This is a genomic window from Ornithinimicrobium sediminis, from assembly GCF_021272345.1.
Taxonomy (GTDB): Bacteria; Actinomycetota; Actinomycetes; order Actinomycetales; family Dermatophilaceae; genus Ornithinicoccus; species Ornithinicoccus sediminis_B.
Genome location: NZ_JAJSDQ010000009.1, coordinates 1 through 22091, shown reverse-complemented (window position 1 = coordinate 22091; position 22091 = coordinate 1). Strand labels below are relative to the sequence as shown.

Annotated in this window: 15 protein-coding genes; 6 read left to right on the top strand and 9 right to left on the bottom strand. The window is 71.7% G+C overall.

Annotation, left to right across the window (positions count from 1 at the left end):
• Complete coding sequence (locus LVO85_RS15130; RefSeq protein WP_232748330.1) at positions 1–1428, bottom strand: MFS transporter; 1428 nt, start codon at positions 1426–1428, stop codon at positions 1–3.
• Positions 1429–1747: 319 nt separating this feature from the next.
• Here LVO85_RS15130 and LVO85_RS15125 point away from each other — a divergent pair, with 319 nt between their 5' ends.
• Complete coding sequence (locus tag LVO85_RS15125) at positions 1748–5863, top strand: Pls/PosA family non-ribosomal peptide synthetase (RefSeq protein WP_232748329.1); 4116 nt, start codon at positions 1748–1750, stop codon at positions 5861–5863.
• Here the strand turns inward: LVO85_RS15125 and LVO85_RS15120 are convergent.
• Positions 5854–6486, bottom strand: coding sequence for a 4'-phosphopantetheinyl transferase family protein (locus LVO85_RS15120; RefSeq protein WP_232748328.1), 633 nt, complete (start codon positions 6484–6486; stop codon positions 5854–5856). The two genes, LVO85_RS15125 and LVO85_RS15120, sit on opposite strands and share 10 nt — an antisense overlap.
• A gap of 19 nt (positions 6487–6505) precedes the next feature.
• Positions 6506–6934 (bottom strand): hypothetical protein, encoded by a 429-nt coding sequence (locus LVO85_RS15115; protein ID WP_232748327.1) that lies wholly within the window; start codon positions 6932–6934, stop codon positions 6506–6508.
• A 74-nt stretch (positions 6935–7008) separates the two neighbouring features.
• Here LVO85_RS15115 and LVO85_RS15110 point away from each other — a divergent pair, with 74 nt between their 5' ends.
• On the top strand, positions 7009–7659 hold the full coding sequence (locus LVO85_RS15110; protein ID WP_232748326.1) for a hypothetical protein: 651 nt from the start codon (positions 7009–7011) through the stop codon (positions 7657–7659).
• Here the strand turns inward: LVO85_RS15110 and LVO85_RS15105 are convergent.
• Positions 7656–8078, bottom strand: coding sequence for a rhodanese-like domain-containing protein (locus LVO85_RS15105; RefSeq protein ID WP_232748325.1), 423 nt, complete (start codon positions 8076–8078; stop codon positions 7656–7658). The two genes, LVO85_RS15110 and LVO85_RS15105, sit on opposite strands and share 4 nt — an antisense overlap.
• Before the next feature lie 241 nt (positions 8079–8319).
• On the opposite strand from LVO85_RS15105, the gene LVO85_RS15100 reads away from it, so the two are divergent.
• Entirely contained in the window at positions 8320–10758 is a 2439-nt protein-coding gene (locus tag LVO85_RS15100; RefSeq protein ID WP_232748324.1) for a M14 family metallopeptidase, read from the top strand.
• Between the two features lie 69 nt (positions 10759–10827).
• Here the strand turns inward: LVO85_RS15100 and LVO85_RS15095 are convergent, their stop codons facing one another.
• Both LVO85_RS15095 and LVO85_RS15090 read right to left on the bottom strand, forming a co-directional pair.
• The gene (locus tag LVO85_RS15095) at positions 10828–11583 is read right to left on the bottom strand and encodes an MOSC domain-containing protein (RefSeq protein ID WP_232748323.1); all 756 of its coding nucleotides are present in this window, start codon (positions 11581–11583) and stop codon (positions 10828–10830) included.
• Positions 11584–11606: 23 nt separating this feature from the next.
• Positions 11607–12377 carry an NYN domain-containing protein gene (locus LVO85_RS15090; protein ID WP_232748322.1) on the bottom strand — a complete coding sequence of 257 codons (771 nt, stop codon included), beginning with the start codon at positions 12375–12377 and terminating at the stop codon, positions 11607–11609.
• Positions 12378–12545: 168 nt separating this feature from the next.
• On the opposite strand from LVO85_RS15090, the gene LVO85_RS15085 reads away from it, so the two are divergent.
• Positions 12546–13658 carry a class I SAM-dependent methyltransferase gene (locus LVO85_RS15085; protein WP_232748321.1) on the top strand — a complete coding sequence of 371 codons (1113 nt, stop codon included), beginning with the start codon at positions 12546–12548 and terminating at the stop codon, positions 13656–13658.
• A 5-nt stretch (positions 13659–13663) separates the two neighbouring features.
• Positions 13664–15814, top strand: a complete 2151-nt coding sequence (locus LVO85_RS15080) for an alpha/beta hydrolase (RefSeq protein ID WP_232748320.1) — start codon at positions 13664–13666, stop codon at positions 15812–15814.
• Positions 15815–15846: 32 nt separating this feature from the next.
• Here the strand turns inward: LVO85_RS15080 and LVO85_RS15075 are convergent, their stop codons facing one another.
• The 3 genes from LVO85_RS15075 to LVO85_RS15065 form a co-directional block, all read right to left on the bottom strand.
• The gene (locus LVO85_RS15075) at positions 15847–18600 is read right to left on the bottom strand and encodes an ATP-binding protein (protein ID WP_232748319.1); all 2754 of its coding nucleotides are present in this window, start codon (positions 18598–18600) and stop codon (positions 15847–15849) included.
• Between the two features lie 64 nt (positions 18601–18664).
• Positions 18665–19531, bottom strand: a complete 867-nt coding sequence (locus LVO85_RS15070; RefSeq protein ID WP_232748318.1) for an SDR family oxidoreductase — start codon at positions 19529–19531, stop codon at positions 18665–18667.
• A gap of 168 nt (positions 19532–19699) precedes the next feature.
• On the bottom strand, positions 19700–20761 hold the full coding sequence (locus LVO85_RS15065) for a choice-of-anchor L domain-containing protein (RefSeq protein WP_332875453.1): 1062 nt from the start codon (positions 20759–20761) through the stop codon (positions 19700–19702).
• A gap of 451 nt (positions 20762–21212) precedes the next feature.
• Between LVO85_RS15065 and LVO85_RS15060 the strand changes: the two genes are divergently transcribed.
• Positions 21213–21968: a hypothetical protein gene (locus LVO85_RS15060; RefSeq protein ID WP_232748316.1), complete on the top strand. Its 756-nt coding sequence runs from the start codon at positions 21213–21215 to the stop codon at positions 21966–21968.
• Positions 21969–22091 lie beyond the last annotated feature (123 nt).

Below are 22091 nucleotides of genomic sequence, written 5' to 3'. Positions count from 1 at the left end.
TCAGCGGCTGTCGGCGGCGCGGTCCAGCCGCCAGGAGCGGTAGGCCGCGACCCAGCTGAGCGAGAGCACCAGCAGGGCGGTGCCCAGGGCGAGCTGCACCGCGAGGGTGGCGTCCCCGGTGGACAGCCCCAGCTGGTAGACGGTGATGAGCAGCGCGGCACCGATCGAGGCCCCGATGCGGTTGCCGGTCTGCAGGGCCGCCCCGGCAGCGCCGCCCATGCGCGGGTCGACCTCGGCCAGCGCCAGGGTGAAGTTGGGCGAGATGACCCCGCCGCCGCCGATGCCGGCCACCAGCAGGGGCACCGACAGCAGCAGCCACAGCGGCAGGCCGTTGTCGGCCTGCGGGGCCAGCAGCACGATCGCCAGCACCCCGCTCATCATGACCGTCAGGGCGATGACGGTGAGCTTGCGCCCCACGGTGCTGACCAGACGCCCGGCCCGCGGTGAGGCCACCGCGGCACCGGCGGCGAACGGGGTGAGCAGCAGCCCGGCCTGCAGGGGGGAGAGGCCCAGGGCGTCCTGGAGGTGGACCGAGAGCACCAGGAAGATGCCGGTGAAACCGGTGAAGTAGAGCGAGCCGACGAGCACGCCGTTGGCGTAGCCGGGCACCCGGCGCAGCAGCCCCACGTCCAGCAGGGGTGCCCCGCCCCGGTCGACGAGGCGGCGCTCCCAGCGGGTGAAGGCCCACAGCAGCACCGGCACGCCGACGAGCAGGAGCAGGGTGCCCCGGTGGCCGCTCTCGAGGCTGACGATGGGCAGCAGCAGGCACAGCACCGCGGCACCCAGCAGCAGCGCGCCGACCAGGTCGAGGCGCGGGTCGTCGTCGGAGGCCTCGGCCCGGCCGGGCACCAGGCGGGCGATGGCCACCAGCGCGATGAGCCCGATCGGCACGTTGACCAGGAAGATCCAGCGCCAGCCGTCCTCACCGGCGACGGCCAGGATGAGCCCGCCGATGATCGGGCCGAGCCCGGAGGAGACGGCCACGGTGAAGCCGAACATCCCGAACGCCCGGCCGCGCTCGGCGCCGCGGAAGAGCTGCTGGATGAGGCCGGTGTTCTGCGGGGCGAGCAGGCCGGCCGAGGCCCCCTGCACCAGGCGGGCCACGATGAGCCACATCGCGTCGGGGGCCAGGCCGGCCGCCAGGCTCGCGACGATGAAGCCGGAGAGGCCGATCAGCATGAGCCGCTTGCGGCCCCAGGCGTCGCCGAGCCGGCCGCCGGTGACGAGCATGAGGCCGAAGGCCAGGGAGTAGCCGGAGACCACCCACTGGATCGTCGCGGCCGTCGTGTCCAGCCCGGCCCGCATGGAGGGGATGGCGACGTTGACGATCGTCACGTCCAGCAGCGACATGAACCCGACCGCCAGCGTCACCCCGAGGATGCGCCAGCGGCGCGGGTCGGCGGTGACGGCCTCGCCGGCGGCCGTCACCGCTCGTGGTCGGTGCCGCAGGAGGCGACCAGCATGTGGTTGCGCATGCAACAACGGTATGTCGTGCCCTGCCGACCTGCGAGCAAGGGGTCCACGCTCCACGCAGGTCCGGCCGGTTTGCACCTGCTCTGTCCCGTGACGGCGGGCGCCGTGTGTCAGGTCAAGGTACTGCGACAGTAAAGGACTCGTATGGACACGGTCACGAACGGCCCGCATAGTGGAGAGGTGACGTCGCCCGACGGGGGGCATGGGGGCGACGGTCGCGTCTCTGACCCGTGAGGGGGCGTGTGCACCCGTGATGCACCCACGCTCGGCAGCCATGGAGGCCGCCACACCGCAGGCCTCGCTGCGCCCCGGCGCCGTGCTCGCCGCCCGCGACCAGCGCTGCCGCTGGCAGCCGGGCGACCGTCTCGAGCAGGTCTTCGAGGAGCAGTGCGACCGCTGGCGTCGTGACGAGCCGGCCCACCTCGCGGTCGACAACGGCACGGTGCGGCTCTCCTACCTCGACCTGGACGCGCGGGCCAACCGCCTGGCCAGACACCTGCAGGCCGGGGGCGTCGCAGCAGGCGACCGGGTGGGGCTGGTGCTCGACGACCCGGTGCGCTCCTACACCGCCATCCTCGCCGTCCTCAAGCTCGGTGCGGCCTACGTGCCGATGGACCCGGCCTTCCCGGCCGACCGGGTGGCCTACATCGTGGAGGACGCACAGGTGCGGTGGGTGCTGTCGCTGCGGCACCTCCCGGAGCCGGTCGGCTCGGTGAGCGTGCCCGTCGTCTGTCTCGACGACCACGACGACGAGGTCGCGCGCCGGGACGGCGCGCGGCTGTCGGAGACGGAGCGGGGACCCCTCGACGACGAGCTCGCCTACGTCATCTACACCTCCGGCTCCACCGGTCGGCCCAAGGGAGTCGCCGTCGAGCACGCCAGCATCTGCAACTTCGTGCGGGTCGCCGGCGAGGTCTACGGCTACCGCCAGGACGACAGGGTCTACCAGGGCATGACGACGGCCTTCGACTTCTCGGTCGAGGAGATGTGGGTGCCGTGGGTGGCGGGGGCGACCCTCGTGCCCAAGCCGGGCGGCACCAGCCTGCTCGGAGTCGAGCTCGGCGACTACCTCGTCCAGCACCGGGTCAGCGCCCTGTGCTGCGTGCCGACCCTCCTGGCGACCCTCGACACCGAGCTGCCCGACCTGCGCTTCCTCCTCGTGTCGGGCGAGGCCTGCCAGAAGGACCTGGTCACCCGTTGGCACCGCCCCGGCCTGCGCTTCCTCAACGTCTACGGGCCGACCGAGGCGACCGTCACCGCGACCTGGGACGTCGTGCACCCGGACAAGCCCGTCACGCTCGGGGTCCCGCTGCCCACGTATGCCGCGGTGATCCTCCACCCCGAGGAGGCCCGGGCCCTGCCCCCGGGGGAGTACGGCGAGATCGGCATCGCGGGCATCGGCCTGGCGCGGGAGTACGTCAACCGCCCGGACCAGACGGCCGCCGCCTTCATCCCCGACTTCCTCGGGATCGACCACAACCCGAGCAGTCGCATCTACCGCACCGGGGACCTGGGCCGGTTCACCGCCGACGGGCTGGTCGAGTATGCCGGCCGCATCGACACGCAGGTCAAGATCCGGGGCTACCGCATCGAGCTGACCGAGATCGAGTCGGTCGTCCTGGAGATCCCGGGCATCGCCCAGGCCGTGGTCGACGTCCATGAGCGTCCGGACGGGACGAGCAAGGAGCTTGTCGCCTACTACACGCTGCGGCCGGGGGCGGCCGAGGTCACCGACCGGACCGTGCACGAGCAGCTGCGGCTGCACCTGCCGGCCTACATGGTGCCCGCCTACTACGAGCGCCTCGACACCATCCCGATGCTCCCCAGCGACAAGGCCGACCGCAAGCGGCTCCCGCCGCCGACCCGTCGGCTCAGCCTGGGGGAGTCGACCGAGCACTCGGACCCCAGGACCGATACCGAGCGGGCGCTGGCCCAGGCGCTGGGGGAGGTCCTCGGGATGGAGGACGTCTCCGCCGCGGCCCACTTCTTCGACGACCTGGGAGCCAACTCCCTGCTCCTGGCGCAGTTCTCGGCACGGGTGAGGAAGGCCACCGACCTGCCGCCACTGGCGATGCAGGACCTCTACCAGCACCCCACGGTCCGGCAGCTGGCCGTGACGCTCCAGGAGGACCGCCCCAGCGCCGACACGGACGTCTGGGCCCCGTCGCCTCCCGCGGCACCCCGCCAGGTCGGCGCGGCGCAGGTCGCCCTGTGCGGCCTGATGCAGGTGCTGGCCTTCCTCGGCTACTCCTACCTCATGCTCCTGCTGATGCTCACGGGCTACCGATGGGCGGTGGGCGGTGAGGGGGTCCTCGCGGTCTGGGCCCGTTCGGTCGCGTTCGGGACGGTGACCTTCGTGGTCCTCAGCGCCGTGCCGATCCTGCTGAAGTGGGTGGTCGTGGGCCGGTGGAGACAGACCGAGATCCCCGTGTGGAGCCCTGCCTACCTGCGGTTCTGGGTGGTCCGTTCGCTGGTCAACACCAACCCGCTGCGGCTGTTCGCCGGCACGCCAATCTACGTCCTCTACCTGCGCGCGCTGGGTGCCAGGATCGGGCCCGGGGTCTCGATCTTCTCGACGACGGTGCCGGTGTGCACCGACCTGCTGACGATCGGCTCCGGCACCGCCATCCGCAAGGACACCCGGTTCGCGTGCTACCGGGCCTACGACGGGCGCATCCAGACCGGGCCGGTGACCCTCGGGTCGGACGTGCTCGTGGGGGAGATGTCTGTGCTCGACATCGGCACCTCGATGGGGGACGGCGCCCAGCTGGGCCACACCTCCTCGCTGCAGACGGGACAGGCGGTGCCTGCAGGGAGCCGGTGGCACGGGTCGCCGGCGCGGCCGACGGACACCGACTACCGGGTGGTGCCCGAGACCGAGTGCGGACGGCGCCGCCGCGTCACCTACAGCGTCTTCGTGCTGCTCAACCGGCTGGTGCTCGTCGCCCCGGTCGGCATCGGGCTGCTCGCCCTGGTGCTGCCGGCCTATCTCGACGTCGGGCACCTCGACCACGACAGCGGGCACTTCTACCGGGACGCTGCCGTCCTGGCCCTGGTGCTGTATGTCGGCGGGCTGGTCATCGGGCTGCTGGCGGTGGTCGTCGTCCCCAGGGTCCTCGACCGTCTCCTGGTGACCGGGCGCGTCTACCCGCTCTACGGCGTCCACTACGCCGTGCACCGGATGATCACGCGGCTGACCAACCTCACGGTGTTCCTCACCCTGACCGGCGACAGCTCGCTCATCGTCCACTACCTGCGCCTCATCGGCTACCGGCAGCCCGACCTCGTGCAGACCGGGTCCAACTTCGGCGTCGCCCTCAAGCACGAGACCCCGTTCGCGGTCACGGTCGGGTCGGGCACGATGGTGTCCGACGGCCTGTCGATCGTCGACGCCGACTACTCGAGCACGTCCTTCCGGGTCGCCCCCGTCGAGATCGGCCCGCGCAACTTCTTCGGCAACGCCATCGCCTACCCGGCCGGTGGCCGCACCGGTGACAACGTGCTCTTCGGCACGAAGACCATGGTGCCGCTGGACGGGCCGCTGCGGGAGGACACCGGCCTGCTCGGCTCCCCGCCCTTCGAGATCCCGCGGTCCGTCGAGCGTGACGCCGCCTTCGACGACCACCGCGACCGCGCCACCTTCCGCAGCCGGCTGCGTCACAAGAACGTGCACAACGGGGTCACCGTCGCGTTGTTCATGGCGAGCCGTTGGTTCCTCGTCTTCTGCGGCCTGCTCTTCGCCTCGTTTGCGGCGGCACGGTTCGAGAGCGGCGGTGCTGCGGTGCTGCTTGCTGCGGTGCTGGGCTTCGCCGTGCTCACCACGTCGCTGGTGGTGCTGTGGGAGTGGGCCGCGCTGGGCTTCCGCCGTCTGGTGCCGCGCTTCTGCTCGATCTACGACCGGCCGTTCTGGCAGCACGAGCGCTACTGGAAGTTCCTCGGGTCACCCCCGCCCGCGCTCAACGGCACCCCCTTCCGGCCGCTGATGTGGCGAGCCCTGGGGGTGCGGATGGGACGGCGGGTCTTCGACGACGGGCTCTCGGTGCCGGAGAAGACGATCGTGTCGGTGGGGGACGGGTGCACCTTCAACGCGGGCAGCATCATCCAGTGCCACTCGATGGAGGACGGTGCCTTCAAGCTCGACGGGGTGCGGGTCGGTGACGGCGTGACCCTCGGGGTGGGGGCCTTCGTCCACTACGGGGTGGTGGTCGGCGACGGCGCCGTGGTCGAGGCCGACTCCTTCCTCATGAAGGGCTCGGAGGTGCCCGCCCGGGGCAGGTACGGCGGCAACCCCGCCCGGGAGGTGCAGGCGTCGACGGGCGCGCACCAGGCCGGGGGTGGTGCGCATGGCTCGGTCCGGCCCAGGCTCGGTCCTGTCCCGACTCAGCCCTGACCCACCCAGCCGGCGGACAGCACATGCCCGCGGTGCACGGCATACCGGCCGGTCACCGTGGGTGGGCGCAACCTGGCTGACGGGCCGACCACGTCTGCGGTGAAGCTTCCGGCCGAGCGGTCGAGCGTCACCTCGATATCGGCCCAGTCCAGTGTCACGTCGAGCAGTGGCGACCAGCACTTGTAGGCGCTTTCCTTGACGCTGAACACGATGCCCAGGAGCGCCGACCCTCCCGTGGCCTCGAGCGCCGCCTGCTCGGTCGGCGTCAGCACGACCGCCCGGACCTCGTCGTCGACGTCGCCGAGGTCCTCGACGTCCACCCCCAGCGCACGGAAGGCCGTCCCGGGCGCCGCGACTGCCACCGCGAGGTGGCCGCAGTGAGAGATGCTGCCGACCACCCCCGAGGGCCAGAGCGGTCGACGGTCCGTGCCCCGGCCGACCTGGCCGTCGACGCCGATGTCGGCCAACGCGGCCGCGGCGGCTGCACGCCCGGCACGGAACTCCGCCTCGCGACGGACCGCGGGGGTGGGGTCGGACGGCAGGAGCGACACCTCGTAGGCCGCGACCGATGGGGACAGGAGGGCACGGAGGCCCGAAGAGACCCGGGCGCTGTGCGGCGCCACGTGCGGACGACCCGCGGGGTCAGCTCTCGTCGGGCCTGGCCTCGTGTCCGGGGTGACCATGGCTGCGCCGATCCTCCTTCAGCCGTGCCTCGGCCAGGTGCCGCTTGCCGCCGACCAGCTGGTCGCGCACGTCGCGCTCGGCCGCGCGCAGCGGCTCCCAGTAGCCGTCGTCGTACTCCTCCATGACCTGGAAGGTCCACCGGCCCGGAAGCACGTTGCGTCCCACGATCTCGGTGCTGAGCCGGTCGGCCAGCGCGGTGTGCCCGGCGGCACGCAGCTGGTCGACGGCGTCGCCGATCTTGAAGTCGGCCTCGCCCGTGAGCTGGTGGAAGGAGTAGAGGTGCCCGCGGGCACGCTCCACGGTCTCCAGGGCCTCGGTGAGGCGGCCGACCGCCTCGACCGTCGCGTCGTCGACGCCGGGGGGAGCGATGTGTGCCTGGTCGTCCATGAGCCAACCGTATGTCACCCCCCTAGCATGGTCCGCACGACGAAGGGACCAGCAACGACGTGGGCGACGGCGACGTGAGCGACGAGCAGGGCAAGGACCCGGAGGAGCGCTGGCAGGAGCGGCTGGCGCTGCCCGTGCTGCTGGCGGCCCTGGTGTCGGTGCCGGCGGTCTTCCTCACCCTGCTCGACGACCCCTACGAGACGGCCGGGACAGTGGTCAACTGGCTGACCGGCGCGGTCCTCGTGGGGGAGACCGTGGTGCTCTTCGTGGTCTCGCAGGACAAGCGTCGCTGGATCCGCAAGCACCTGTGGCTCATCCTGCTCACGCTGGTCATCATCGTCGGCGTGGTGCTGGCAGTCGGCCCGGTGCAGCTGCTGCGCCTGCTCCGCGTCTTCGGCGCCCTGCGCTTCCTGCGGGCCGGTCGCATCGTCAAGGCCGGCCGGATCATGCGTGAGCGCATGGGCTGGACCGGGCGCTGGGCGGCGGTGCCGCCGATCCTCGCCTCGCTCCTCGTGGCCGTCTTCGTGGCAGTGGCTCTGGCCGACCCCACCTCCTCCACACGCAACCTGCTGGAGGACTGGGTGGGGGAGTCCGGTGTGGTCGTCGCCGCCGTGGTGGCCGGCCTCGTCCTCGCCGCGGCGACCTTCGTCGTCATCCGGCAGCAGCAGGAGGACACCCGGCGCGAGCGCGAGGAGGAGGAAGAGGCGAGGGAGAGCTCCGGCTAGCTCGCGTGCCTGCCGCTGACCACGGGATGACCCGAGCTGACCCACCCCGTGGTGCCGCCGCTGACCGAGCCGGCGTCGAAGCCGGAGCGCTGGAGGAAGTCGGCCATCGCCCGGCTGCGGTTGCCGCTGGCGCAGATCAGGTAGACCGGCCGGCTCATGTCGAGCTCGTGGGTGTGGGAGGGCAGACGGCTCATCGGCATGAGGACCGCGCCGGGGACGTGACCGTCGACATACTCCGCCGCCTCACGGACGTCGATGACAGTCGCGCCGTCGGCACCGCGACGGCAAGCCCGGGGGGTATTAAGTGAGGCGCCAGTAGGGGCCCTCGCCACCGTGACGCCGCGCCGCCTGACAGCAGCGTCACCGCAACATGGGTGCTTTCCGCGGACCTGGCGTCGCCGACGTGATGTTGCAGTCATCCTTCGCAGGCGCAGATGGGCGAAATACCGCGATCTCGCTGGTTACCCGCCGGTTCTCCTTGACGCGGTGTGAGGTGGGCCACTAGGAATGGTGGAACGTCAGACGTCCTCGATCTCCGGATCGTGATGCCGCGCAACGCGACGCGGCAGATCACGAGGCCCTCCGGGCCACGTGTGTCCTTCCCATGTCATCCGGGCATGCCACCGTCACTGAGGCATGCCCACGAAGGAGATGTCGAGTATGTCGATGGCATTACGCAACCGCATGTTCGTGCTCTTCGCGGCGCTGGCCGCGTTGGTGGGCCTGGTCGCTGCGACCTTCGTGCCCACAGGCCTCGCTGCCGGGTCCGAAGGTCAGTCCGAGGTGGTCAACGAGGCCGAGGAGGAAGCCAGCGTCGTCGAGGTCCACGTCGCCGACACCGCAGAGCTCGACAGGCTGGTCGAGACCGGCGTCGACCTGGACCACGGCGTCCACGCCGACGAGGACGGGAGCATCCACGCCAAGGCCGTGGTGACGCCCAGCCAGCAGGCCCGTCTGAAGGCGCAGGGCTTCGAGCTCGAGCGCACCATCTTCACGCCGCAGGACTCCGAGGCCGCGATCGAGGAGCGCGAGGCGACCCTGTCGGCCGCTCGTGCCGAGAACACCGAGTTCGCCGCTGCAGCCGAGGCCGCAGCGGTCTCCGACGTCAGGATCATCCGCGCCGACTACTACACCAGCTTCGGCCAGGGTTTCCTGTCGGTCGAGGCCAAGTTCGCCGACGGCCAGACCGACAGGTCCGAGATGACCGTCGAGCGCGACAGCGGCCCGGGCACCGAGCTCGGCTCCGGCGGCACGCAGGACATCCGTGCCTTCGTCGACGCCGGTGTCTACCTCTACCACCGTGGCGCCGCGGCGGTCGCGACCCGCCCCGACTACATCCGCATCACCAGCCCGACCGGTGACACCGCGACCGCCAAGGTCGACGACTGGCTGCCGGTCGAGGGTGAGGAGGAGATCGGTCCGAAGTACCAGAAGGACTTCATCACCTCATACCTCACCCCGACCGAGCTCTACGACCGCATCCACGCGCTGGCCGAGGAGTTCCCCGACATCGCCGAGATCGTCGAGCTGCCCTACGAGACCAACGGCTACCGGCGGCTCGCCCAGACCGTCTTGGGCAGCTTCACCAACACAGCCGTGGCCTTCGACTCGCGGGCCTGGGGCCACGAGGGTGGCAACGACCTGAGCGTCGAGCTCGTCGACCCCGGGGTGGCCGACTCCCCGCTGAGCGTCAGTGTGGTCGGCGACCGGGTCTCGGTCAGCCTGGCGACCGACTCCAGCGGTGCCCTGACCAGCACGGCGGCCGAGGTCGTCGCGGCGGTCAACGCCCACCCGGCCGCGAGCGACCTGGTGGTCGCCTACACCTACCGCGGCAACTCCGGTGGTGGCATCGCCGAGGCCGGCTCGGACGACCTGAGCGACAACCTCAACGCTCCCGACAGTGTCTCGCGTGACCCGCACCCGGTCTACGCGCTGCGCATCGGCAAGGTGCGCGACGGCTCCAAGATGGGTGTGCTGGCCTACGCCCAGGAGCACGCCCGGGAGTGGGTGCCGCCGCTGGTGACCATCGAGACCGCGGAGCGCCTGCTGCGCAACTACCAGAGCGACGGTGCCACCAAGCAACTGGTCAACAACCTCGACATCTGGATCGCGCCGTCCATCAACCCCGACGGTGGGCACTACTCGTTCTACGACTACGCCTTCCAGCGCAAGAACATGACGAACTACTGCGCGGACACGATCTACTCCGATGTCAACGCCCGCAACGCCTGGGGTGTGGACAACAACCGCAACTACGACGAGTACAGCCTGTTCGACGGCTTCTCGGGAGCGTCCACCACGTGCTTCAGCGGTGTCTTCGCCGGCCCGAACGAGCTGAGCGAGCCGGAGAGCGCCAACGTCGACTGGATCGCGAGCACCAACCCCAACATCAAGTTCGCGATGAACCTGCACAGCTCGGGCAACTACTTCATGTGGTCACCCGGCGCCTACGCGCTGCCCGGACGCGTCACCGCGCCCCGGCCCTCGCTGGAGGAGGAGGGGTTCTTCTGGGGCTCGTCCTCGCGCATCCTCACGGAGATCAAGCGGCACCGCGGCCTGTCGGTCACGCCGGCTCGCACCGGCCCGATCGTCGACGTGCTCTACTCGGCGGCCGGCAACTCCGGTGACATGCTCTGGTACAAGCACGGCATCTACGCGTGGAACTTCGAGGTCGGCAGGTCCTTCCAGCCGCCCTTCACCAACGAGGACCCCACCGGTGCGTCGGCGCACGACGAGTCGCAGGAGTATGCCAACGGCCTCGTCGAGCTCCTCCGGGTCGCCTACGACTTCGGCAAGGACAAGCAGCGCCCGACCAGCAGCCTGGAGGTCATGCCCAGCACCGAGCCGGGCATGGTCGACGTGGAGTTCGAGGTCTCCGAGCCGGCCGCGGTGTTCTACACCACGGACGGGTCGACCCCGACCTTCGAGTCGGAGATGTATGCCTCCGCCGGCGTCCGCGAGGACGGCGAGACCCTCACCGTCGCCGAGGGCACCCGGATCCACTGGTTCTCGGTCGACTCGGCCGGCAACGTGGAGCGCAACTACCGGCCGGACGGCAGTGGCAAGAACTTCAGCAAGCAGGTGGCTTCGCTGAACTGACCCCGACCCGCAGCAGGCGGCGGCCGCGGCACCCGGACGGGTGTCGCGGCCGCTGTCGGTGCCGTGGGCTCAGCCCGTCGGGGCGCCGACCTCGACCCGGTCACCGACCCGGAGTGTGCCGGGGGTGGTCACGCGCGCGATGACCCCGAGCCCGATGTCGCCGCGCACGGTCACCAGCTGCTTCAGGCCCGCCCAGTCCGGCCGGCCGGAGTCGGGGGAACGGGTGATGACCACGCACCGGCCGAGCCGCTCGGTCACCTCGAGCTGTGTCGACCCGACGGTGAGCCGGTGCCCCACCCAGCCGTCCTCCTCGTATGCCGTCGGCCCGTCCACCTCGACGAGCATGCGGAAGCGCCGGGCCCGCTCGACGTCGTCGCCCGGCGCCAGGTCGGCCATCGAGGCACGGGAGATGACGGTGACCGGTCCCTCGTCCCAGCCCAACCCGGCGCGGTCGTGCAGCACCAGACGCAGGCGGGCTCCGGCATACGCGCTGAGGGCCTCGCCCAGCGGCCCCTGCAGCACACGGCCCGGCCGCTCTCGGCCGTAGAGGGTGGCGCTCACCGGCTCACCGACCGCGTCCAGGCTGCCGGTCAACGTCGGGCCGTCGGGGAAGGCCAGCGACACGGTGCCTGCCGTGAGGTCCAGCGCCGGCGTGACAGCGGCCAGGCCGGGGTGCTCGCGCAGCGTCGCGACCGAGCCGTCCTCGGCGAGCAGGTAGAGCCGACGGTCCTCGGCCACCCCGTCGGCCTCGAGGCGGACCTCGTCGCACTCGACCACGGACAGTCCCTTGACCGGGGCGAACTGCAGGCGCGACACCGTGACCATGGCGCCATGCTGGCACAGCCAGGTCAGGCCTTGCGCGGATCACGGACGCTGACAACCGTGCCTGTGCGGCGGATCTCGAAGAGGCCTGAGGCCTCGATGAGGTCGCCCAGCTTGCTGAAGCCGTAGTCGCTGGGGGCGAAGGAAGACTGCTGGGCGCTGATCTGAGCCCCCACCGCTGAGAGTGCTGACCACCCGTCCTTGGCCTTGGCGGCACCGACCGCGGAGCGGAGGAGGGTGGTCAGGCGGGTGTCCCCACGTAGCTCGTTGGTCGAGCGACGCGGGGTGTTGGCCGGCGTGGCCTTGGCTGGTGTGACCTTGGCTGGTGTGGCCTTGCTGTCGGAGGAGGGCGCCTCATCGACGTAGGTGAACTCCGAGCAGGCGTTCACGAAGGCGGCCGGTGTCTTGCGCTCGCCGTACCCGTAGACCTTCACGCCGTTCGAGAGCAGGCGCATGACCAGCGGGGTGAAGTCGGCGTCGCTCGACATCAGCGCGACGCCGTCGACGCTGCCGGTGTGCATGAGATCCATGGCGTCGATGACCATGGCGATGTCGGTGGCGTTCTTCTGCGCGGTGTAGCCGAACTGCTGCATGGGACGGATCGCCAGGGCGTGCAGGCACTCCTCCCAGGGGCGCAGCTGCGGGTTCTTCCAGTTGCCGTAGGCCCGGCGCACATGGACCACTCCGTGCTGCGTGACCTTGCTCAGCACCAGCTCGATGGCCGTGGCCGGGGCGTTCTCCGCGTCGATCAGCAGCGCGACGCGCGACTCAGGTCCTCGCGATCGTGTCCCCTCCACTCGCGCAGCCTATCCAGAGGTGCACCGGCGGGGTCAGGTGACCGCGCGGGCCGGCGTGGACTAGGGGGTCCACCTGATGCGCTGACGGGCCACCGCGGCGGAGCCTGAAGGTCCAGGGATGGTCAGGAGCCGCCGGACCGTCCACAGTGGAGACAGGAAGGCCCCACCATGGCAACCACGACCCAGCACCCTGAGACCGATCACCGCGACACCCCGGAGCCGGCCGCCATCGACGAGGAGCGGCTCATGTCGTTCGTCTTCCGTGCCGTCGGCGAGGTCGGTGCCGCGCTCAACGCGGCCCTGGTCGTGCTCGGCGACCAGCTCGGCTACTACCGCACGATGGCCGACCACGGCCCGATCACCCCCGCCGAGCTGGCGGACGAGACGTCCACCGACGAGCCCTACGCCCGGGAGTGGCTGAACGCCCAGGCCGCGGGGGAGTTCGTCGACTACGACCCGTCGTCGGGCCGCTACACCCTGCCCGCCGAGCACGCCGTCGCGCTCACCGAGCCGGACAGCCCGGCATACCTGCAGGGCCTGTTCCAGATCGCGCACGGTACGGTCCGGGACACCCCGGAGATCCTGGCGGCCGCACGCAACGGCGCGGGGCTGGGCTGGCACGCGCACAACGTCGACGTGCACCTGGGCTGCGAGCGCTTCTTCCGCCCCAGCTACCTGGCCAGCCTGGCCGGTGCCTGGCTGCCGGCCCTCGACGGCGTGGTGCCCAAGCTCGAGCGGGGCGCCCGGGTCGCCGACATCGGCTGCGGCTACGGCGCATCGACGATCATCATGGCCCAGGCCTTCCCGGCCAGCACCTTCGTCGGCACCGACTACCACGCCGAGTCGGTCGACATCGCCCGCGAGCGGGCGGACGAGGCCGGCGTGCAGGACCGGGTGACCTTCCGGGTCGGCAGTGCCGACCAGCACCCCGACGCGGGCTACGACCTGGTGACCATGTTCGACTGCCTGCACGACATGGGCGACCCGGTCGGCGCGGCCCGGCACGTGCGTGAGCTGCTGGCCCCGGAGGGGACCTGGATGGTCGTCGAGCCGGTGGCCGGGGACGCCCCGGAGGAGAACTTCAACCCGGTGGGCCGGGCCTACTACGCCTTCTCCACCCTGCTGTGCACCCCGGCGTCGCTGTCCCAGGACGTCGGTGCGGCTCTCGGCACCCAGGCCGGCCCCGCCCGGATCCGGGAGGTCGCCGCCGAGGCCGGGTTCACCCGCTTCGAGACCGTGGCCACCACCCCGTTCAACAACGTCTTCGGGATCCGGGTGTGAGCCGGATGACCGGGAGCAGGCCCAAGGCGCTCACGGCCAAGGAGCCGGACGCCGTCGGCGTCACCGAGCGCGACGGTGTCCGCCTGGCGTGGAAGTCCTACGGCGAGGGCCCGACCACCCTGCTCCTGATGCCGACCTGGCAGATCGTGGACTCCCGCATCTGGAAGTGCCAGGTCGGCTACCTCGCCCGGCACTTCCGCGTGCTGACGTATGACGGTCGCGGCACCGGCGACTCGGACCGCCCGGCCGGCGCAGCCTCCTACGCCAACGACGTCTGCGCCGAGGACGCCGTCGCCGTGCTGGACGCCACCGGGACCGAGCAGGCCGTGCTCGTCGCGCTGTCCTGCGGGACGGTGTGGTCGGTCCTCGCCGCGGCCGCCCACCCGGAGCGGGTGACCGGCATCGTGGCCATCTCGCCCTCCTGCGGGGTGCAGGTGGCGCAGCCGGGACGGGAGCGCTACGGCTTCGAGGAGCGGCTGGACACCACCGAGGGCTGGGCGCGGTACAACCGGCACTACTGGCTGGAGGGAGACTTCGCCGCGTTCCGGCGCTTCTTCTTCGACCAGATGTTCTCCGAGCCCCACTCGACCAAGCAGCGTGAGGACGGGATGGGGTGGTCGGCCGAGACCGACCCGCAGACCCTGGCCGACGCCACAGCGGGCCGGCTCGGCTGCGACGGGGTGCGGTGCGAGCCGTTCGAGGACGCCTGCCGCCAGGTCACCTGCCCGGTGCTGGTCGTGCACGGGACCGACGACCGGGTGCGCACCGACGCCGTCGGCCGGCGGCTGGCCGAGCTCACCGGCGCCGGCCTCGTCCTGGTCGACGGCGGTGGCCACGGGCTCCTGCTGCGCGACCCGGTGCGGGTCAACACCCTGGTCCACGACTTCGTGCGCACCCTGCACCCCGCTCCGCCGGAGCCGGAGCCGGTGAGCTGGACCCGCGCCGGCACCCGCCCGCGGCGGGTGCTCTACCTCTCCTCACCCATCGGGCTGGGGCACGCCACCCGCGACCTGGCGATCGTGGACGCGCTGCGCCGGCTCGAGCCCGACATCCAGGTCGACTGGCTGGCCCAGCACCCGGTCACCGAGGTGCTGCAGGCCCACGGCGAGCGGGTGCACCCCGCCTCGGCCTGGCTGGCCAGCGAGTCACGGATCTTCGAGCACGAGTGCGGGGAGCACGACCTCAACGCCTTCCAGGCGATCCGCCGGATGGACTCGATCCTGGTCAACAACTTCATGGTCTTCCGTGACGTCGTCGAGCAGGACGCCTACGACCTGGTCGTCGCCGATGAGGCCTGGGACGTCGACCACCTGCTGCACGAGAACCCCGAGCTCAAGCGGTTCGCCTTCGCCTGGATGACCGACTTCGTCGGCTGGCTCCCGATGCCCTCCGGGGGGCCGGAGGAGGCGGCGCTGACGGCCGACTACAACGCCGAGATGATCGAGCAGCGGGCCCGGTTCGCCAGGGTGCGCGACCGCTCGGTCTTCGTCGGCTCGCCCGAGGACGTGGTCCCGGCCTCCTTCGGGCCCGGGCTGCCCGACATCCGTGACTGGATGGCCGACAACTTCACCTACGCGGGCTACGTCAGCGGGTTCGACGTCGCCGCGCTCCCGGAGCGGGGCCAGCTGCGCGCCGAGCTCGGTATGCCGTCGGACCGGCGCACCTGCGTGGTCACCGTCGGCGGCACCGGAGTGGGCAGGGCACTGCTGGACCGGGTGATGGACGCCGTGCCGCTCGCCCGGCGGCAGGCGCCCGACCTGCGCTTCGTCGTGGTGACCGGGCCGCGGATCGACCCGGGCTCGCTGCCGCGCCGCCGGGGGGCCACGGTGTGCGGCTACCTGCCCGACCTGCACCGGCACCTGGTGGCCGCCGACCTCGCGGTCGTCCAGGGCGGTTTGACCACCTGCATGGAGCTGACCGCCGGCCGGCGGCCGTTCCTCTACGTGCCGCTGCGCAACCACTTCGAGCAGAGCTACCACGTCCGGCACCGTCTGGACCGCTACGGCGCCGGTAGGCACCTGCCCTACGAGGAGGCGGTGGACCCCGACGTGCTGGCCGCTGCCATCGTGGCCGAGGTGGGGCGCGAGGTCGACTACCGCGCGGTCGAGACGGACGGCGCGGCGCGTGCGGCGCAGCTGCTCGCAGAGCTGGTCTGACGGCGTACGGCACCCCGGACGCGGTGCGACTGTCAGGTCAGTGCGCCGGACCGCTGGGTGACAACCACGGCGAGGTCGTCCCGGCTGTTGACCCCGAGCTTGTCGTAGACGTGACGCAGGTGGTACTCCACCGTCTTCGGGCTGAGGAAGAGCGCGGCCGCGGCCTGGCGGGTGGTGCGGCCCTGCGCCAGCAGCTCGGCGATCTGGCGCTCCTGGGGTGTCAGGGTGGTGAGCACGCCGGCGCCGCGCCGCTGCACCGTCTCCCCGGTGGCCGCCAGCTCCTGCACGGCCTGCTCGGCTCGCTGCGCGGCACCCAGCTGCTCGAACGCCGCCAGTGCCTCCCGCAGGTGCGTGCGGGCCTCCCGCCGCCGACGTCGCCGGCGCAGCGACGCCCCGTGCAGCAGCGCGGTCCGGGCGGTCTCGAAGACGTCCGGGGTCTCGGCGTGCAGCCGGGCCGCAGCGGCGAAGTGCGTGTCGGCCTCGTCCGGCGCGGCCGTCATGCCCAGGGCCCGCTCCGCCCGGGCCAGCGCCCACGGCTGCCCCTTGACCGCGCTGAGCCGGTGGTAGTCGACGGCGAGCACGCGCGCCTCCTCCCGCTGCCCCACCCGCACCAGCGCCTCGACCAGGTCGACCCCGGGGTGCAGGTCCATGTCCTGCAGCCCGCTGAAGGAGAGCTCGCGCCGCACCTGCCCGAGGTGCTCGAGTGCCGGGTCCGCCCGTCCGCCGCCCAGCTCGAGCTCGCCGAGGGCCAGCAGCGCCCAGACGCGTGCGATGACGATGCCGTGCTCGTCGCCCAGCGCGAGTGCCTCCGCCGCGTGCGCGCGACAGCCGTCCTCCCGGCCCATCCGCGCCTCCAGCCAGGCCAGTCCGGCCAGCGCCAGGGCGACGTCGGTGCTCTGCCCGGACTCACGGGCGAGCCCGATGCTTTCGTGGTACTCCGACTCCGCGCTGGACCAGCGGTCCCCGGCGGCGTCGTCCAGCGCGACGTGGAACAGCAGGTGCCCCAGGGCCCCCAGCGCAGCCCCGGTGCGGGTGTCCTCCAGGGCCTCGTGCACCAGGGCGCGGTACCTGCCCTCCTCACGCAGGTAGAGCGGCCCGAGGACCAGCCAGTCGGCGCGCAGCGGGTCCGACCGCAGCAGGTCGCTCTCGGCCAGCTGGTCGACCGCCCGGCGGATCTGCTCGCTGCCGGCCTGGCCGGTGAGCGTGCGGGCCATGCCGGAGGCGAGCTCACCGACGACGGCGATCCGGGAGGAGCGCACCAGCGGCAGCAGCGCGTCCAGCGCCGTCACGGCCCGGCGCAGGAAGGCCGTGTCGGCCTGGAAGAAGCCGGCCTTCACGCCGTCCGCCCACAGCTCGACAGCCAGCTCGGGGCGGGTGTCCCGCACCTGCTCGGCCGTGCTGCTGAGCACCTCGATCGCCTCCGGGAGCGACCCGGTGAGCGCCGCGAGGGTGCCGCGCAGCCGGCCGGCACGAGCCAGCAGGTCGGGTGTGGCGTCGGCGTCCACCTCGTCGAGCATCGCTCGCGCGCGGTCGGCCTGCCCCGCGACCCAGGCCGCCTCCGCAGCGCTGACCAGGCGGCGCGAACGGTCCTGCTCCTCGGGCGAGAGCCAGCCTGCCCTGCTCAGCGCACTGGCCACCACGTCGTATGCCGCTCGCGACCGTGCCCGGTCGGCCACCTCCTCGAGCGCGTCCGCCGCCACAGCGTCGGTGTCCGGGACCGCCGCCGCCAGGTGCCAGGCACGGTGGTCGGGGTCGGCCTCGGACGTCGCCGCAGCCAGTGCCGCATGGGCGGCGCGACGGTCGGCCGGCCGCGCGGCGTGGTAGACGGCAGCGCGGACCAGTGGGTGGCGGAAGGTGACGGTGGCGCCCTGCGTCGACACCAGGCCCACGTCGGCAGCCTCGACCAGGTGCACGGGGTCGACGCCGAGCGAGCGGCAGGCGCGGGTGACCAACCGGCGGTCGGTGCCCCCGGCTGCAGCGACCAGGAGCGCGGTCCTGGCGGCGGCGCTGAGCCGCTCGGTCCTGGCCTGGAACGCCCTGGTCACGGCAGCCGTCACGGGCAGCGGCCCGTCGGGCCCGGCCGCCGCCAGCCGCTCCGGGTGGGCCCGCAGCTCGAGCAGGGCCAGCGGGTTGCCGCCCGTGGCGCGCACGAGACCCGGCACGTCGGTGACGAACCCTGCGGAGGCGGCACCCGGTGGGTCGCCGGCCGCCAGCAGCTGCGTGGCCGCGGGCACGTCGAGACCCCTGAGCTCCAGCACCGGCAGGCCTGCCTGCAGCAGCGGGCTGGGCTCACCGCTGCGCACGGCGGCCACGACCAGGATCGGGTCGGCCACCAGCCGGCGAGCGGCGAAGGCGAGGGCGGCCGCGCTGAGGTGGTCCAGCAGATGGGCGTCGTCGACGAGCACGGCCACCGGGCCCTCCTCCGCGCGCCTCGTGAGCAGCCCCAGGGTGGCGGCCCCGACGGCGAACCGGTCCGGGGAGGGGCCGGGGCGCAGGTCCAGCGCCACCGCGAGGGCTCGGGCCTGCGGCTCGGGCAGGCCCCCCAGGTCCTGCGTGGAGGCGCCCACCAGCTGGGAGAGACCACCGAACCCGAGGTCCTGCTCCAGCTCGGTCCCGACCAGCCGGTAGACCTGCATCCCCTCGGCGGCCGCGGCGGCATACCCCAGCAGGACGGTCTTGCCGATGCCCGCCTCACCGGTGAGGACCAGGACGCCGCTGCGCCCCAGCCGCGCGCCGGCCACGAGGGAGTCGACGGCCCGCCGCTCGGTGTCGCGCCCGATCAGCATCCTTCACTCTATAGCGGCGGTCCGGGCACCCGACCGGCTCACGACGGCGGCGTGACCACGGCTGTCAGGTGCGGGTGGAGGCGGCCAGCGCGGCGACGAAGTCCTGCAGCCGTGTGGGCTGCACCCCGTAGGTGTGCGACATCTCTGACATGTCGACGGGGGAGTCGAAGGTGTCGAACGTGGCGAGCAGCTGGGCCACGTTCTCCGGCAGGCCCGGCACAGGTTCACCCGGGGAGACGGTGCGCAGCTCGATGTCGCGGCCGAGCTCGGACTCCAGGGCTGCCACGACGTCGCGCCAGGTGACGGGTTCGGGGCCGCCGATGACCAGCGTCGCGTCCTCGGCTGCCGGGTGGTCGTAGGCGGCCAGCGCATAGGCCGCCACGTCGCTCAGTGCCACCAGCGAGTGCTGCTGGCGGCCCTCGCCGACGATCGTGACCGGCGTCCCCGCGAGGGCAGGAGCGGCGAAGACCATCGGGACGTAGACGTCCATGAAGGCGTTGGGCTGCAGCACCGTCCAGGTCATCGTGCTGGCGCGCAGCCGCTGCTCCGTCTCGCCCTTGGCGCTCAGCAGCGGCACCGGGTGGCCGGGGGCGGCGCCCAGGGCCGAGACGTAGACGAACCGGTCCACGCCGGCCTGCTCGGCCGCCGCGACCAGGTGCGCGTTGCCCTGCCGGTCCACCGAGTCGACCGTGTCCGGCTCGGTGCGCATGGCCGAGTTGGCGGTGGTGACGACGGTGTCGGCCCCTGCGCAGGCGGCCGCCAGTGACTCGGCGTCCTTCAGGTCCCCGATGACAGGTCTGGCACCCGCAGCGGCCAGCTGCTGCGCGGCGGCCTCGCTGCGGACCAGGACGCGCACCTCCTCCCCACGGCTCAGCAGGCCCTGGGTGATCCGGCCCCCCAGCATGCCGGTCGCTCCGACGACGAGGATCATGGTGCTCCTTCCCGAGTCGGCCCCCGTCGGCTCCGCTGACACCACTGTCCCGCTACCGGCGCCGCTGCGCCAGGCGGCCGTCGTGTCTGTCGCAGCGCTGAGTGACACACAGCAGCACCCCCGCCGAACTGCCCGGCGGGGGTGCTGCGCGCGGTCGACGCGAGGGGACTACTCCTCGGTGTGGACCGTGATGTTGCCCCGGGTCAGGTCGGTGGCCGACAGCGACCAGACCTCGGCACCCTCACCGTCGTAGACGGTGATCGCGACCGTGTCGGGGTCGCCCTTCTTGGCCGCGTTGCCGTTGCGGTTGTCCACGACAGTGGCCTCGAAGGTGTAGCCGTCCTGACCGTTGAGCTTGCTGGAGCCGGACCACGTCGCCGTGGTGTCGGTGACCACGAGGGAGTCCACCGAGTAGCCGTGGAACCTGTTGCCGTCGCGGTGGTCGTTGACCTGCAGGTTGCCGCGCAGCCCCTGCTCGTCCTGGATCGCGACGGTGCCCAGTGTCACCGAGCCGCCGTCGACGTCGAGACGTCCGCCGCCGGTGACCTTGCCGGTGCCCTCCGGTGGCGTGGTGGACAGCGACCCTTCGGCGAGGAACACCGCGCTGTCCAGGCTGGAGTCCGAGGCGTCCGCGATGGCCAGCTTCATCGTGTTCGTCGCCGGGGCGGGGTTGACAGCTGCCATGCACGTCAGCGGCACCGTGAGCCCGTCGAGCTCGGTGGAGAGCACCGACGGGGAGGCCACCGGGTTGTCCCGGTAGAGGACAGCGTTGGCACCGGGGTTGATGGTGTTGACCGCCACCGGGGCGGTGAGGGTCGGGTCAGCCGGGTCGGGCACGGTGGCACAGTTGACGCCGTTGACGAAGAACGCGAAGACGTCGTTGTAGGTGCTGTTGACGTACTCGAGGTACTCGTCGGAGCCGAAGACGTACTGGAAGAAGACCGTGTCGGCGTCGGCGGTGAAGTCGAACTCCAGGACTGCCGCGTCGTTGGTGGTCTGCGGGATGAGCACGTCGAGATCGCTGTCGCCCGGCGCGCCAAAGATGGTCGTAGTGGACTCGCTGACGTTGTTGGAGCCGACCGTGTTGGAGATGGCGCCGCTGCTCATCACGACGCCTGTGTCGAAGCCGGCTGACGGAAGACCCCCCGCGAAGGTGCCTGCCGCTCCGGCGTTGCCGATGTAGGTCATGCCGGACACCGTGACCCCAGGTCCGACCAGGCTCTCGGCCACCTGGGTCGGACTCAAAGTGGTCAGGTCGATGGTGCTCGAGATGGCGATCGCCGAGGTCGCCAGCCCTGTGAGGGACACTCGGCGCCGGCCGCAAGGGCAGCCGTCATACGTGTGCGCTTCATGGTTCTCTGCTTCCCGTGATCCCCGAGCGTGGATGCGACAAATATGGCCTGGGTCACTTTGTCGCAGAACAGGCTTCTGCCTGTTCTCACGTGCACAGATGTCAGACGGCCAGCAGGTCCTGGATGTATGCACCAGGAGGTGGGATGTCCGTTGCGGTTCGTGCCGAGGAGCGGTGGACGTTTGCTTGATGTGTCGCCGAACGAACAGCGCTGTTCATCTCAGGGGTGGCAGCACATGCGGCGCAGATCACATTTTTCACTTATGGTCATCGAAGTACCGGATGCAGCGGCGTGGCAAGTGCGCCTACCGGGACTTCCAAGGAGCACATATGCGCAAGCCGATCGCGGTTGCCGCCGCCCTCGCCCTCCCTCTCCTCTTTCCCGCAGCGGCGTTCGCCGACGCCCACGACGGCGCGGAGACCTACGTCGCGCAGCTCGGCGCGCTCAACAGCTCAGGTGCCAGCGGCACCGCTGAGGTCACTGTCGAGGGTGACCAGCTGACCGTGACGGTGACCGCGTCCGGTCTGCTGGCCGACCAGCCGCACGCCCAGCACATCCACTACCCGGAGGAAGGCGAAGGCAGCTGCCCGGGCGGCGACGCCGACGAGGACGGTGACGGCTTGGTCAACACCTCCGAGGGCGCGCCGTTCTACGGTGGCATCGTCGCGTCGCTGACCACCGAGGGCGACGTCAGCCCGGACAGCGGCCTGGCGGTCGACCGGTTCCCCACGGCTCCTGGTGGTGAGGTGATGTACGAGCGCACCTTCACCGTGCCCGAGGGCTTCGACGCCGCCGAGGACTTGACCGAGTCGGTCATCGTCGTGCACGGCATCGATGTCAACGACAACGGCGAGTACGACATGGACGGCGCCGGCGCCAGCGACCTGGACGAGTCCCTGCCGGCTGAGGCCACCAACCCGGCACTGTGTGGGGCGTTGAGCCCTGCTGGTGAGGGCGGGGTGCCCAGCGGGCTCGGTGGCAGCAACGGCATCGAGAACAGCGCACTGATGCTCGCCGGCGCAGGCAGCATCGCCGCCGCGGCCGGAGTCGTGCTCTACTCGCGCCGCCGCAGCACCCAGGCCTGACCCCGTGGTGCCACCGGACGGGCACGTCCCGGACCCTGCGCCTATGAAGGCGCCAGGGGTCCAGGGCGGCGGCCCGTCCGGGAAGCACCGCACCCGTGGCGGTCACCGGCGTCTCCTGGCGCC

What these genes read in the sequence shown, in the direction of transcription:
- LVO85_RS15125 (WP_232748329.1), top strand. Translation starts at nt 1,748, where the DNA reads ATGGAGGCCGCCACACCGCAGGCCTCGCTGCGCCCCGGCGCCGTGCTC.
- LVO85_RS15115 (WP_232748327.1), bottom strand. Translation starts at nt 6,934, where the DNA reads ATGGACGACCAGGCACACATCGCTCCCCCCGGCGTCGACGACGCGACG.
- LVO85_RS15105 (WP_232748325.1), bottom strand. Translation starts at nt 8,078, where the DNA reads ATGACTGCAACATCACGTCGGCGACGCCAGGTCCGCGGAAAGCACCCA.
- LVO85_RS15100 (WP_232748324.1), top strand. Translation starts at nt 8,320, where the DNA reads ATGTCGATGGCATTACGCAACCGCATGTTCGTGCTCTTCGCGGCGCTG.
- LVO85_RS15095 (WP_232748323.1), bottom strand. Translation starts at nt 11,583, where the DNA reads ATGGTCACGGTGTCGCGCCTGCAGTTCGCCCCGGTCAAGGGACTGTCC.
- LVO85_RS15085 (WP_232748321.1), top strand. Translation starts at nt 12,546, where the DNA reads ATGGCAACCACGACCCAGCACCCTGAGACCGATCACCGCGACACCCCG.
- LVO85_RS15080 (WP_232748320.1), top strand. Translation starts at nt 13,664, where the DNA reads ATGACCGGGAGCAGGCCCAAGGCGCTCACGGCCAAGGAGCCGGACGCC.
- LVO85_RS15075 (WP_232748319.1), bottom strand. Translation starts at nt 18,600, where the DNA reads ATGCTGATCGGGCGCGACACCGAGCGGCGGGCCGTCGACTCCCTCGTG.
- LVO85_RS15070 (WP_232748318.1), bottom strand. Translation starts at nt 19,531, where the DNA reads ATGATCCTCGTCGTCGGAGCGACCGGCATGCTGGGGGGCCGGATCACC.
- LVO85_RS15060 (WP_232748316.1), top strand. Translation starts at nt 21,213, where the DNA reads ATGCGCAAGCCGATCGCGGTTGCCGCCGCCCTCGCCCTCCCTCTCCTC.